The organism is Nocardia sp. NPDC050713 (assembly GCF_040654315.1).
Lineage (GTDB): Bacteria > Actinomycetota > Actinomycetes > Mycobacteriales > Mycobacteriaceae > Nocardia.
The window spans coordinates 125,942-138,023 of record NZ_JBFAHS010000014.1 but is presented as its reverse complement, the minus strand read 5'-3'; the positions used below and the strand labels follow the sequence as shown (position 1 = coordinate 138,023).

Below are 12,082 nucleotides of genomic sequence, written 5' to 3'. Positions count from 1 at the left end.
TTGTCGGCGGGGTGCCGATGGGTTCGTTCAGCATGTCATCGGATGCGAAGGTAGCTGTATCGATGCTCGAATTCCGCCCCGCCCCGGCCCGTTTCGTCGAACGCAAACTCCGCGCGTCAGCATCACGCGCCGAACAATCCGGCAGCCGCCGAAGCGGCGCGGACCGGCCCGGTAGAGATCGGCTCGGTACGAATCGGCCCGATACAGACCAGCCCAGCACGGATCGCCCCGCCGGGAAGCACACAGGCGCGGACCAATCCCTCGCGGGCAAGCGCGTCCTGGTCACCGACGCCTGCTCCGAGGTCGGCCGCGCCACCGCCACTCTCTTGGCCGACCGGGGCGCCCAACTGCTACTGGTCGCCCGGCGCGGCGACCAGCTGATCACGACCTGCGCGGAGATCACGTCCGCGGGCGGTCGGGCGCACTGGTTCCGGTGCGACATCTCCGCGCTCGGCGATGTCGACCAGCTGGTCACCTGGGTGCTCACCGAGTTCGGCTCGGTCGACGTCCTGGTGAACAACGCGGGTCGCCCACAGCACCGCCCGGTCGTGCAATCCCTGGACCGCTTCCGCGACTATCAGCGCATGATGGCGATCAACTACTTCGGCCCGCTGCGGCTGACCCTCGGCCTGCTGCCAGCGATGCTCAATTCCGGCTCCGGCCACGTCGTGAATGTCGGCCCGGCGCACCACAACGCCACGGCGGCGGCCAGTTTCGCCTCCTACGCGAGTTCCCAAGCCGCGTGGACCACCTTCGCCGAGTGCGCCGAGGCCGAACTCGGGTCACACGGCATCCAGGTCACCGCGATCGACTATCCGGCCGTACACGCCGATCCCGCCGCGGCCGGAACCGAGGTGGCATTCGCCGACCAGTACGACCGCGACCCCGCCGAAGTCGCCCGCGCGGTCGAGACCGCCATCACCGCCCGCGACGAGGAACACCCGCGCCTCGCCCGCACCCTACGCGGCCTTGCGGGCGTCGCGCCCCGCTCCACCACTCGCCTTCGGCACGCTTTCGGCCTCTGAGGTCTCCCGGGAACAGCAAAGCGCCCCACCGGAAACCGGTGGGGCGCTCGGTGCTTACGCTCAGTGCTTCTCGGGACCGAGGTGGTACTCGAACACCAGCCCCGCGGCCGCGGCGAGCACACACAGCACGCCGACCGCGATCAGCCACGGCTCGAAGAAGGCCAGGCCAAGGGCGGTGACCGAACCGGCGGCCGCCAGGGTGATGGGCCAGAAGCTGCCCGGCGAGAAGAAGCCGAGGTCACCGGCGCCGTCCACGATCTCGGCGTCCTCGTAGTCCTCTGGACGCAGGTCAAGGCGACGGGCGACGAACCGGAAGTAGGTGCCGACGATCAGCGACAGGCCCGCGGTCAGCACGATCGCGGTGGTGCCCGCCCACTCGACGCCGGTGCGCGACTGGGCGGTGAAGAAGCCGTACACCACGCCCACGATGACGAAGAACACCGTGAGCAGTTCGAAAATGCGCGCTTCGATCTTCATGTCAGATCAGTCCTCACTTGGTCTCGGGCGCGGCCGCGCTCTTGACCGAGCGGTCGGTGTTGAACGGCCGGGTGGAGGTGGCGACGGGGGACTCACCGATGGCCTCGAGCGCCTGGGCATTGGTCTTGCCCGCGCGACGCTCGTCCAGGTACCGGGTGAACTTCTCCGGCGAAACGGCGCGGACCTCGAAGTTCATCATCGAGTGGAAAGTACCGCACATCTCGGCGCAGCGGCCGACGAACGCGCCTTCCTTCTCGATCTTGGTGATCTGGAAGACGTTGTCCGACTGGTTTTCCTTCGGGTTCGGCATCACGTCGCGCTTGAACAGGAACTCCGGCACCCAGAAGGAGTGGATCACGTCGGCGGCGGCGAGCTGGAACTCGATGATCTTGCCGGTCGGCAGCACCAGGACCGGGATCTCGCTGCTGGAGCCGACGGTCTCGACGGTGTCGTAGTGCAGGTAGGAGAGGATGTCGTTCTCCGGCTTGCCGTGCACCGGGCCCGGCTGCGGGTGACCGTCCTTGGTCCGCTCCTCGTACTCCGCCAGCTGCGCCTGCGCGGCGTCCTCGCGGACAGAGTCGATGCCGTTGAACTGGTAGCCGTCCTTGAAGTCGACCTCGCGGTAGCCGAACTTCCAGTTCCACTGGAAGGCGGTGACGTCGACCGTCACGTCCGGGTTGTCGACCTTCTCGTGGACGTAGTTCTGCACGACCACGGTGAAGTAGAACAGCACGGCGATGATGACGAAGGGGATCGCCGTGTAGGTCAGCTCGAGCGGCACGTTGTAACCGGTCTGCCGCGGGAACTCCGGGGAGTCCTTCTTCTTGCGGTGGAACGCGATCGTCCAGAAGGTCAGACCCCAGACCAGCACACCCATCGCCAGCGCGGCGACGACCGACCAGGTCCACAGCTCCCGCATCCGGGTGGCCTGCGGCGTGACACCGGAGGGCCAGCCGAACCGCAGCCAAACATTGTCGATCGAGCAGCCCGAGACGAGCATCGCGGTGATCCCCAAGGACACCGCCAGCCCGGCCCGCCGAAGGACGCGGCCCTGCCGACCCTTCACGGGTCGTGCCCCGATCTCTTCGCTCGCCTTGTGCGCCACGCTCACGCCTTCCTGGTCGCCACACATTCCGACAGTGCGCCGCCGGGGCCGCGATCGCCCTGACGACACTTTCCAAGCACATGTCAGGCCGTCTCGACTCCGCGCACGCGTCGCCTGAGAATGGCCTGAGTACTACGCAGCGTAGACCAAACCGGCGTCTTGCTTGTCGTCGGGTCGCCCTCGACACTCCGCCGGGGCGGGGACGAGGGCGATCACCAGCGCATCCGCGCAGGACAAGACGCGCGCGCCGCGCGGATCCCCCGCGTGCGGCATACTCGGACACAATATTTCGGCCCGCGGTGTGCGTGGCGCGCGCCGCAGCTCCCCCAGCCATTTCGGACGCCCGGACGGGTGGCGTCCCCACCGGAGAAACGAGGTTGCCGACACCGTGTGCGGACTGCTCGGATTCCTGACATCTGACGCGGCGACATCCGACGTGGTCGACCAGGTCTACAACGCGCTGCACTGCATGCGCCACCGCGGCCCCGACGAGCGCGGCACCTGGCACGACGACCACCTCGTCGTCGGCTTCAACCGCCTGTCGATCATCGATATCGAGCACTCGCACCAGCCGCTGCGCTGGGGTCCCGCCGAGAACCCGGAGCGCTACGCGCTGACCTTCAACGGCGAGATCTACAACTACATCGAGCTGCGCGAGGAACTGGCGGCGGCGCACGGCGCCGAGTTCCCGGACGGGAAGATGTTCGCCACCGAGGGCGACAGCGAGGCGATCGTCGCGGCCTTCCACTACTGGGGCGCCGACGCGGTGCGGCGACTGCGCGGCATGTTCGCCTTCGCGATCTGGGACACCGAGACCAGCGAGCTGTTCCTGGCCCGCGATCCGTTCGGCATCAAGCCGCTGTTCCTGGCCACCGGCCCCGGCGGGACGGCCTTCGGCAGCGAGAAGAAGAGCCTGCTCGACCTGCTGCCCGCGCTGCGCTCGTCCGACGAACTGGACCCGCGCGCGCTGGAGCACTACACGGTGCTGCAGTACGTCCCGGAGCCCGAGACGCTGCACAAGGGCATCCGGCGGCTGGAGTCGGGCACCTACGCCACGGTCCGTCCCGGTGCGGAGCCGAAGATCACCCGCTACTTCCGGCCGTCCTTCAAGGTGCGTCCGTTCGCGGCGGGTTCGGAAGCCGCCCGCTATCGCGAGATCGCGGCGGCGCTCGAGGACTCGGTCGCCAAGCACATGCGCGCCGACGTGACGGTCGGGTCGTTCCTGTCCGGCGGCATCGACTCCACCGCGGTCGCGGCGCTGGCCATGCGGCACAACCCGAAGCTGATCACCTTCACCACCGGCTTCGAGCGCGAGGGCTACTCCGAGGTGGACGTGGCCGCCGAGAGCGCCGAGGCGATCGGCGCTCGCCACATCGTGAAGGTGGTCTCCCCCGCCGAATTCGCCGCCGCCATCCCCGAGATCGTCTGGTACCTGGACGACCCCGTGGCCGACCCGGCGCTGGTTCCGCTGTACTTCGTCGCCAAGGAGGCGCGCAAGCACGTCAAGGTGGTGCTCTCCGGCGAGGGCGCCGACGAGCTGTTCGGCGGATACACCATCTACCGGGAGCCCTTGTCGCTCAAGCCTTTCGAGTACCTACCGAAGGGTGTGCGCAAGCTGGCGGGCAAGCTGTCCGAGCGCATTCCGGACGGCACCCGCGGCAAGAGCCTGCTGCACCGCGGCTCGCTCACGCTGGAGGAGCGCTACTACGGCAACGCCCGCAGCTTCAACGACGCCCAGCTGCGCGCTGTGCTGCGCGAGTTCCGCCCGGAGTGGACCCACCAGGACGTCACCGCCCCGCTCTATGCCCAGTCCCGCGGCTGGGACCCGGTGGCGCGGATGCAGCACCTGGACCTGTTCACCTGGTTGCGCGGCGACATCCTGGTCAAGGCCGACAAGATGACCATGGCCAACTCGCTCGAGCTGCGGGTGCCGTTCCTGGACGCCGAGGTGCTGAAGGTCGCCGAGCAGCTGCCCTTCGAGCAGAAGATCACCAAGGAGACCACCAAGTACGCGCTGCGCCAGGCGCTGGAGGGCATCGTGCCCCCGCACGTGCTGCACCGCGCCAAGCTGGGTTTCCCGGTTCCGCTGCGGCACTGGCTGCGCGGCACCGAGCTCTACGACTGGGCGCAGGTGCAGATCGCCGACTCGCAGACCGACCACCTGCTGGACAAGGCCGCGATCAAGACCATGCTCGACGACCACCGCGCCGGTCGTTCCGACCACAGCAGGCGGCTGTGGACGCTGCTGGTGTTCATGGTGTGGCACGGCATCTTCGTCGAGGATCGGATCAAGCCGGAGATCCAGGAGCCGGTGTACCCGGTGTCGCTGTAGGCCCGCGCGAACGCGCGCGGTGTAAAGCCCCGAATACGACAGCGCCCCTCGGTAGACCGAGGGGCGCTGTGCTTGTACGGCCGGAGTCCGGCGTCATCCGATGGGCAACGCAGCCTGGTGCTGCGACGGGGATTTGTCCGATGCGGCCGCCTTTCGACGGACGGCCGCTAGGCGACCATTCAGAGCAGCGGCTTGATCTCGGCGGCGGCTTCCGCGCCGTACGCCTGGGTGAGGCGCTCGAGCGCGTCGTCCTTGTTGAGCGTCCACTCCTGGGTGCCCATGGTCTCCAGGACCAGGACCGCGACCAGCGACCCGAGCTGGGCGGAGCGCTCCAGGCTCAGTCCGGCGGTGTGGCCGGTGAGGAAGCCGGCACGGAAGGCGTCGCCGACGCCGGTCGGCTCGACCTTGGTGCGCTCGGGGACCACGCCGACGTGGATCTCGGTGCCGTCGTTGTCGACGATCTGCACACCGTCGCCGCTGAGGGTGGTGATCCGGATCCCGACGCGCTTGGCGACCTCGTCCTCGCTCAGGCCGGTCTTCTGCAGCAGCAGCGCCCACTCGTACTTGTTGGTGAAAAGGTAAGCGGCGCCGTCGATCAGGCGCACCGCCTGGTCGCCGTCCAGGCGAGCCAGCTGCTGAGAGGGGTCGGCCGCGAACGGGATGCCGAGCTCGCGGCATTCCTCGGTGTGGCGCAGCATCGCCTCGGGATCGTTGGCGCCGACGAGCACCAGATCCAGCCGCTTGGTCTCGGCGAGTTCGGCCAGGGAGATGTCGCGAGCCTCGCTCATCGCGCCGGGGTAGAAGGACGCGATCTGCGCCATGTCGTCGTCGGTGGTGCAGACGAACCGGGCGGTGTGCGCGCGATCGGAGATGTGCACGGTCGAGCAGTCGACGCCGTGCCGCTCCAGCCAGGCGCGGTAGTCGGCGAAATCGGCGCCGACCGCGCCGACCAGCAGCGGCTCGCGGTTGAGCACGCCCATGGCGTAGGCGATGTTGCCCGCCACACCGCCGCGGCGGATCTGCAGGTCGTCGACGAGGAAGCTCAGCGAGACATGGTCGAGCTGATCGGCCAGGAGCACATCGGCGAACCGTCCGGGGAAACGCATGAGGTGGTCGGTCGCGATGGACGCGGACACGGCGATAGACACGAGGCTGAGCCCTTCAACGGTAGGCGGCAGGCGGTGGAAGCGGAGATCGAGATCCCGCTCCCACCGTAGCCGATCCGCAGTGCGCTACAGAGGCACTGGCGTCAGCTCGCGCGGCTGCACGCGGGTGGTCGACAGCCGCGCATACTCCGAGCTAACGCTCGGCTCGGCTGCGCGCCGAATCACAGGCCGTCGATTTCCGCGCATGGCCGGAGCGAAGGCGGACGTTCGCCTTTCGCGGGTCAGTTGAAGGAGTCGCCGCAGGCGCAGGAGCCCGTGGCGTTCGGGTTGTCGATGGTGAAACCCTGCTTCTCGATGGTGTCGACGAAGTCGATCGAGGCGCCCTGCACGTAGGGGGCGCTCATCCGGTCGACGGCCAGGGTGACGCCGCCGAAGTCGACGGTCAGGTCGCCGTCGAGCGAGCGGTCGTCGAAGAAGAGCTGGTAGCGCAGGCCCGCGCAACCACCCGGCTGCACGGCGATGCGCAGCGCCAAGTCGTCGCGGCCCTCCTGATCCAGCAGCGCCTTGGCCTTCGAGGCGGCGGCATCCGTCAGAGTCACACCGTGGGTGGTCGTCTCGTTCGGCACAGTCATGAACTCTCCTAAGGACAGCTGTGGGTCAACCCGTGAACAGCGCACGGCTCGTGGAGTCAACACCACTCAGCGGGCTGCTATTCCCCATCTTGCCACTCGGCCCCTCGCGCGTTGACACAACCTCGGTGTTCGGTGGCCGGACTCACGGCCGCATTTCCGGCTGGCTGGCACATCGAATAGCCTGGTTGCTGTGAAATTGTTCCGTCGCGGCGAGTCCAGCACCACCGACGCGACCGCCGACAGCACGGCGGACGCGAACGGCGGCTCGACCGCCATCACCACCAAGACGCCCCCCACGCTCACCCCGGGCAAGGGCCGCCCCACCCCGAAACGCCGTGAGGCCGAAGGCAAGCGGCGCGGACCGGTCGCGCCCGCGCCGTTGACCGCCAAGGAGGCCAGGGCCCGCCGTAAGGCCACCCGTGGCACCAAGGAGGAACGCAAGGCCGCGAGCGCCGAGCGCAGGCAGGCGGCCCAGGAGCGCCGGGCCCGCATGCTCGCGGGCGAGGACAAGTACCTGCTGCCGCGCGACCAGGGTCCGGTCCGCGCCTACGTGCGGGATCTCGTCGACGCCCGGCGCAACCTGGTCGGCCTGTTCATGCCGATGGCGCTGGTGCTGATCATGTCGATGTTCGCCGCGCCCGGTCTGCAGACGATCGTGACGTTGGCCATGCTGGTGATGATGCTGTTCATGGCCATCGAGGGCGTCGTCCTCGGCCGGATCGTGAACAACCGGGTCCGCGAGCGGTTCCCCGACAACACCGACACCGGCTTCCGTCTCGGCTGGTACGCCTTCGTCCGCGCGTCGCAGATCCGCAAGATGCGGGCGCCTAAGCCGCGGGTCTCACCCGGTGAGGCCGTATAGGCGTACCTCCGCCTTCGCTCCGGCCATGTGCGGTCCGTCGACGGACTGTGCCCGGCAGCGCATAGGCACTCCGAAGTTCGGCCGTTCGTGGCGAGTGCCGCGAACGGCCGTTTTCGTTCTCAGCGGTGGTGCGAGAAGCGAATGGCGTTCAGCTCGGCTTGCAGGCGCTGGGCGTCCCGGTCGACCACATGCGCGGAGCCGGCGAGTCCCCGCCCGCGCGCCAGGAAGACGGAAACAGCTACCACGACGATCGCGATGAGAAGGAAAGTCAACATGGCAGAAATTTTTCGCCTATAAACTTTCCGCCGAAAGTGGCAGCCAAGCCATTGTTCGCAAAGATCCAGCCAGGTACCCTCGGACCATGCTGTCGAAGGTCGCCGTCGTGCTGTTCGAGAAGCTGGCCATGTTCGAGTTCGGGGTGGTCTGCGAGGTCTTCGGGCTCGACCGGACCGCCGACGGACTGCCCGGCTTCGACTTCAAGGTCTGCGGCGCCGAACCAGGCCGCGCGCTTCGCTCCACCACCCCCGGCGTGACGATCACACCGGAGTTCGCGCTGGACGAACTGCCCAAGGCGGATCTGGTCGCCATCCCCGCCGCTCCCGCCACCGCGCTGACCGACGGACTCGACCCCCGGATCGTCGACGCCGTGCGCGCGGCATCGGAGGCGGGCGCGATCATCCTGACCGTCTGCTCGGGCGCGTTCGTCGCGGGCGCGGCCGGTCTGCTCGACGGACGCAAATGCACCACGCACTGGCGCTACGTCGACCAGCTCGCCGCTCGCTACCCGTCCGCCACCGTGGACCCGGACGTGCTCTTCGTCGACGAAGGCAACCTCATCACCAGCGCGGGCACCGCCGCGGGCATCGACGCCTGCCTGCACCTGGTGCGCAGGGAGATCGGCAGCGCCGCCGCCAACGGCATCGCCCGCCGCATGGTGGTGCCGCCCCAGCGCGACGGCGGACAACGCCAGTTCATCGAACGCCCGGTCCCCGCCTGCACCTCCGACAGTCTCGCCACCACCTTGCAATGGATGAGCGAGAACCTGGATCTGCCGCACACCATCGACGACCTGGCCGCGCGCTCGATGATGTCGACGCGCACCTTCGCCCGCCGCTTCGCCGCCGAGACCGGGACGACCCCGGTGAAATGGCTCACCAACCAGCGCGTCCTCTACGCCAAGCACCTGCTGGAAGACACCGAACAGGGTCTCGAACAGATCGCCGCCCGCGCGGGCTTCGGCTCCGGCGCGCTCCTCCGCCACCACTTCCAACGCCTGGTCGGCATCTCCCCGACGGAATACCGCCGCCGCTTCGGGGCCACCGCGTCGACTAGCTGAGTCATTCGCCCGATCGCTAGCGGACGAGTCCGTCCGACAGCGGCCGGAGCAGGCGAATCCGCTGCCCGCGCTTGGGCCGCAACGACGTTCCGGTGGTGCTCGCCCCTCCCCTGTCTCGCTTCGACGCCTGCGACCGGCGGCGCCCGTCCTGTTTCGAGAGCAGCCGTTCACGCTCGGCACCGCGCAGCCGGTATCAGCAAACGTGCGACACGCGCGGCAGAGTTAGCTCGGGACCGCCGACCGCCCTCGGCGGCTCAACCACCCGGCATCGCGCCGATGATGGCGAGCAGCAGGCCCGGACGGCCGCACGGCCTCTCCCTCGGATCAGCGAGTTCAACGATCGAGGCCAGCGGCAAGCAGGTCGAGCCCTCGGGCTCGCCGCCAGGTCCCGGCAAGGCTAGTGCCGCGTCCACAAAGGTGCGCCAAATCGCCGCATTCCGGCTCAGCGACGCCGGGCGAGCCGCTACACCCGAGCGGGGCTGCCAGCACTCCGTCGAAAGTCGCGGGGATGGCTCGGGCAAGCCTGTTGATAGCGTGCGGGGGTGTCGCAGGATTCCGGAACCGCGCGTCCTCCGCGGACGCTTGTGCTCGGCGGGGCTCGCTCGGGAAAGTCGGCGTTCGCGGAGCGACTCGCCGCGGCCTCGGGTGCGGTGCGATACCTGGCGACCTCGGTCCCCGATCCCGACGACCACGACTTCGCCGAACGCATCGCCCGCCATCGCGACCGCAGACCCGGCGACTGGTCGGTGGTCGAAAGCGCCGACGCCGCAGCGGTTCTCGCCGACCCCGCGCCCGGAGCCGCGACGTTGGTCGATGACATCGGCACCTGGCTGACCGCGCGCATCGACGCTCTGAACGCTTGGGGCTCCCCGCGCGGCACCGTCGGCCCGGATGCCGACGCCCTGGTCTCCGCCGTCGCCGACTACCGCGACCGCCTGATCATCGTCAGCCCGGAGGTCGGCATGGGCGTCATCCCCGCGACTCGCTCCGGTCGTCTGTTCCGCGACGAGATCGGCCTCCTCAACCAGCGCCTCGCCGCGGTCTGCGACGAAGCGTTCCTCATCGTCGCCGGGCTGCCCCTCCGCCTGAAGTAGATCCGAGCGGCTCCCGTCGAATCCGTATGAGTCCGCTCGGTAGCGAAACGACGGTCGGTGGCGGAGGTTGGTGCGGTGCGGGCGGCGGGCTCCGGGCAAGATTGGGCGTCGGAAGCACGTGCGGCGGACGCCGCCCGACCGGAGAGGCTCGACAGTGACACACGGATTCGGACCGGTTGCGCCCCCCGACGCGCGGATTCGCGCGGCCGCCGAACAGCGGCAGACGCAACTGACCAAACCCGCTGGCGCGCTGGGCCGCCTGGAAACGCTGGGCAATTGGGTGGCCGCGTGCCAGGGCGTGTGCCCGCCGAAGCAGTTCGAGCGCGCCAGGGTCGTCGTCTTCGCCGGTGATCACGGCGTCGCGCGGCACGGTGTGTCGGCGTATCCGAGCGAGGTGACCGTGCAGATGGTCGCCAACTTCCTCGCGGGCGGCGCGGCGGTGAACGCGCTGGCCGCCGTCGCGGGTGCGACCGTGCGGGTCGCCGACATCTCGGTCGACGCCGAGACCGATCCGCTCGTGGGCAAGCACAAGGTGCGCAGGTCGAGCGGTTCCATCGACCGCGAGGACGCGCTGAGCCAGGCGGAGGTCGAGGCCGCCATCGCCGCGGGCCGGGCCATCGCCGACGAGGAGATCGACGGCGGCGCCGACCTTCTCGTCGCGGGCGACATGGGCATCGGCAACACCACGCCCGCCACCGTGCTCATCGCCACGCTCACCGACACCGAGCCGGTGGTCGCGGTCGGACGCGGCACCGGCGTGGACGACGCGGGCTGGTCGCGCAAGGTCGCGGCGATCCGCGACGCGATGCGCCGCGCTCGGCCCGTCCTGAAGGATCCGGTGGATTTGCTGCGCGTCGCCGCGGGCGCCGACATCGCCGCCATCGCCGGATTCCTCGCGCAGGCCGCGACCCGGCGCACGCCGGTGATCCTGGACGGCGTCGTGGTCACCGCGGCGGCCTTGGTCGCCGAGGATCTGGCCGCGGGCGCGAGCGCGTGGTGGCTGGCCGGGCACCGCTCCACCGAACCCGCGCACAACCTCGCGCTGAAACAGCTGCGCATGGAACCGCTGGTCGACCTGAGCATGCGACTCGGCGAAGGCTCCGGCGCGCTCACGGTCTTGCCGATTCTGCGCGCCGCGGTCGCCGCGCTCACCGAGATGGCCACCTTCGGCGAGGCGGGCGTCAGCACCTCCGACGCCGAGATCCCGGCCGCGCCCGATCTGACCAAATGACGCCCGGGGTTCGCCTGGCCGTCTCGTGGCTGACCGTGCTCCCGGTGCGGGGCCCGGACGACGTCGATCGGGCCGCGGCGGGCCGCGCGATCGCGCTCGCCCCGCTGGTCGGTGCGCTGCTCGGTGCAATCGCGGCGGGGCTGGCGTGGGCGCTGACCTCGGCCGGGGCGAGCGCCCCGCTGTCCGGACTGCTGACCGTGGCGGCGCTGGCGCTGCTCACGCGGGGCATGCACCTCGATGGCTTGTCCGACTCGATGGACGGTCTCGGCAGTTACGGGCCGCCGGAGCGGGCGCGGCAGATCATGAAGAGCGGCGGGGTCGGGCCGTTCGGGGCGGCCGCGCTGGTGTTCGCCATCGGGGTGCAGGCGTTCGCCTTCGCCGCGCTGGCCGACGCGGGACGGTGGTTCGCGGTGGCGCTGGCCGTCGCGATCGGACGGGTCGTCGTCGTCCTGGCTTGTCGCCGCGGCATTCCCGCCGCGCCGGGCACCGCCTTCGGCGCGCTCGTGGCGGGCACCCAGTCCCCGCTGACCGGGGCGGCGTGGGTGATCGTCGCGCTGGCGTGCGGCGTCGTCGCGGTGCCGGAGCATCCCTGGCTCGGACCGCTCGCGATCGCGGTGGCGGTCGGTATCGCCGCGGTGGTGGTGCGGCACATGCTGCGCCGGTTCGGCGGTTTGTCCGGTGACGTGCTCGGCGCGGCGATCGAGATTTCGGTCACCCTCTCCGCTGTCGGACTCTCGCTCGCCGGATAATTCACGAATTCACGTAACCGTCGGTATCACGCGAATTCATATCTTGTTGGACAGTGTATGAACTTCGTCTCTTCTCCGAGCGCCGAGAATGGGCGCATGGCGTTGCGGGGCGGTTCGCTGACCACTGTTTTCG

Annotated in this window: 12 protein-coding genes; 7 read left to right on the top strand and 5 right to left on the bottom strand. The window is 69.4% G+C overall.

The window, feature by feature from the left end; genetic code table 11:
• Positions 1-62: 62 nt before the first annotated feature.
• Positions 63-1,025, top strand: a complete 963-nt coding sequence (locus tag AB0H49_RS24855) for an SDR family NAD(P)-dependent oxidoreductase (protein ID WP_357254745.1) — start codon at positions 63-65, stop codon at positions 1,023-1,025.
• 60 nt (positions 1,026-1,085) lie between these two features.
• On the opposite strand, the gene AB0H49_RS24850 is transcribed toward AB0H49_RS24855, so the two are convergent.
• Positions 1,086-1,502: a cytochrome c oxidase subunit 4 gene (locus AB0H49_RS24850; RefSeq protein WP_355004199.1), complete on the bottom strand. Its 417-nt coding sequence runs from the start codon at positions 1,500-1,502 to the stop codon at positions 1,086-1,088.
• A gap of 13 nt (positions 1,503-1,515) precedes the next feature.
• Entirely contained in the window at positions 1,516-2,568 is a 1,053-nt protein-coding gene (locus tag AB0H49_RS24845; RefSeq protein WP_357254854.1) for a cytochrome c oxidase subunit II, read from the bottom strand.
• Between the two features lie 427 nt (positions 2,569-2,995).
• Between AB0H49_RS24845 and asnB the strand changes: the two genes are divergently transcribed.
• Complete coding sequence (asnB, locus tag AB0H49_RS24840) at positions 2,996-4,939, top strand: asparagine synthase (glutamine-hydrolyzing) (protein WP_357254743.1); 1,944 nt, start codon at positions 2,996-2,998, stop codon at positions 4,937-4,939.
• Between the two features lie 179 nt (positions 4,940-5,118).
• On the opposite strand, the gene AB0H49_RS24835 is transcribed toward asnB, so the two are convergent.
• Together AB0H49_RS24835 and AB0H49_RS24830 are read right to left on the bottom strand one after the other, a co-directional pair.
• Entirely contained in the window at positions 5,119-6,087 is a 969-nt protein-coding gene (locus AB0H49_RS24835) for a carbohydrate kinase family protein (RefSeq protein WP_357254741.1), read from the bottom strand.
• A gap of 239 nt (positions 6,088-6,326) precedes the next feature.
• The gene (locus AB0H49_RS24830) at positions 6,327-6,677 is read right to left on the bottom strand and encodes an iron-sulfur cluster assembly accessory protein (protein WP_067785873.1); all 351 of its coding nucleotides are present in this window, start codon (positions 6,675-6,677) and stop codon (positions 6,327-6,329) included.
• Between the two features lie 190 nt (positions 6,678-6,867).
• Here AB0H49_RS24830 and AB0H49_RS24825 point away from each other — a divergent pair, with 190 nt between their 5' ends.
• Positions 6,868-7,539: a DUF3043 domain-containing protein gene (locus tag AB0H49_RS24825; protein ID WP_355004196.1), complete on the top strand. Its 672-nt coding sequence runs from the start codon at positions 6,868-6,870 to the stop codon at positions 7,537-7,539.
• Positions 7,540-7,658: 119 nt separating this feature from the next.
• Here the strand turns inward: AB0H49_RS24825 and AB0H49_RS24820 are convergent, their stop codons facing one another.
• Positions 7,659-7,814: a hypothetical protein gene (locus AB0H49_RS24820; RefSeq protein ID WP_355004195.1), complete on the bottom strand. Its 156-nt coding sequence runs from the start codon at positions 7,812-7,814 to the stop codon at positions 7,659-7,661.
• A gap of 86 nt (positions 7,815-7,900) precedes the next feature.
• Between AB0H49_RS24820 and AB0H49_RS24815 the strand changes: the two genes are divergently transcribed.
• The 4 genes from AB0H49_RS24815 (at position 7,901) to AB0H49_RS24800 (ending at position 11,949) form a co-directional block, all read left to right on the top strand.
• Positions 7,901-8,875 (top strand): helix-turn-helix domain-containing protein, encoded by a 975-nt coding sequence (locus AB0H49_RS24815; protein WP_357254738.1) that lies wholly within the window; start codon positions 7,901-7,903, stop codon positions 8,873-8,875.
• A gap of 542 nt (positions 8,876-9,417) precedes the next feature.
• The gene (locus AB0H49_RS24810; RefSeq protein ID WP_357254736.1) at positions 9,418-9,969 is read left to right on the top strand and encodes a bifunctional adenosylcobinamide kinase/adenosylcobinamide-phosphate guanylyltransferase; all 552 of its coding nucleotides are present in this window, start codon (positions 9,418-9,420) and stop codon (positions 9,967-9,969) included.
• A 154-nt stretch (positions 9,970-10,123) separates the two neighbouring features.
• Positions 10,124-11,200, top strand: a complete 1,077-nt coding sequence (cobT, locus tag AB0H49_RS24805) for a nicotinate-nucleotide--dimethylbenzimidazole phosphoribosyltransferase (protein ID WP_357254734.1) — start codon at positions 10,124-10,126, stop codon at positions 11,198-11,200.
• The gene (locus tag AB0H49_RS24800) at positions 11,197-11,949 is read left to right on the top strand and encodes an adenosylcobinamide-GDP ribazoletransferase (protein WP_357254732.1); all 753 of its coding nucleotides are present in this window, start codon (positions 11,197-11,199) and stop codon (positions 11,947-11,949) included. The genes cobT and AB0H49_RS24800 overlap by 4 nt, the downstream gene beginning before the upstream one ends.
• Positions 11,950-12,082 lie beyond the last annotated feature (133 nt).

Excerpts from the sequence above, each read along its gene's own strand:
- AB0H49_RS24855 (WP_357254745.1), top strand. The coding sequence starts at position 63 with ATGCTCGAATTCCGCCCCGCCCCGGCCCGTTTCGTCGAACGCAAACTC.
- AB0H49_RS24850 (WP_355004199.1), bottom strand. The coding sequence starts at position 1,502 with ATGAAGATCGAAGCGCGCATTTTCGAACTGCTCACGGTGTTCTTCGTC.
- AB0H49_RS24830 (WP_067785873.1), bottom strand. The coding sequence starts at position 6,677 with ATGACTGTGCCGAACGAGACGACCACCCACGGTGTGACTCTGACGGAT.
- AB0H49_RS24820 (WP_355004195.1), bottom strand. The coding sequence starts at position 7,814 with ATGTTGACTTTCCTTCTCATCGCGATCGTCGTGGTAGCTGTTTCCGTC.
- AB0H49_RS24815 (WP_357254738.1), top strand. The coding sequence starts at position 7,901 with ATGCTGTCGAAGGTCGCCGTCGTGCTGTTCGAGAAGCTGGCCATGTTC.
- AB0H49_RS24800 (WP_357254732.1), top strand. The coding sequence starts at position 11,197 with ATGACGCCCGGGGTTCGCCTGGCCGTCTCGTGGCTGACCGTGCTCCCG.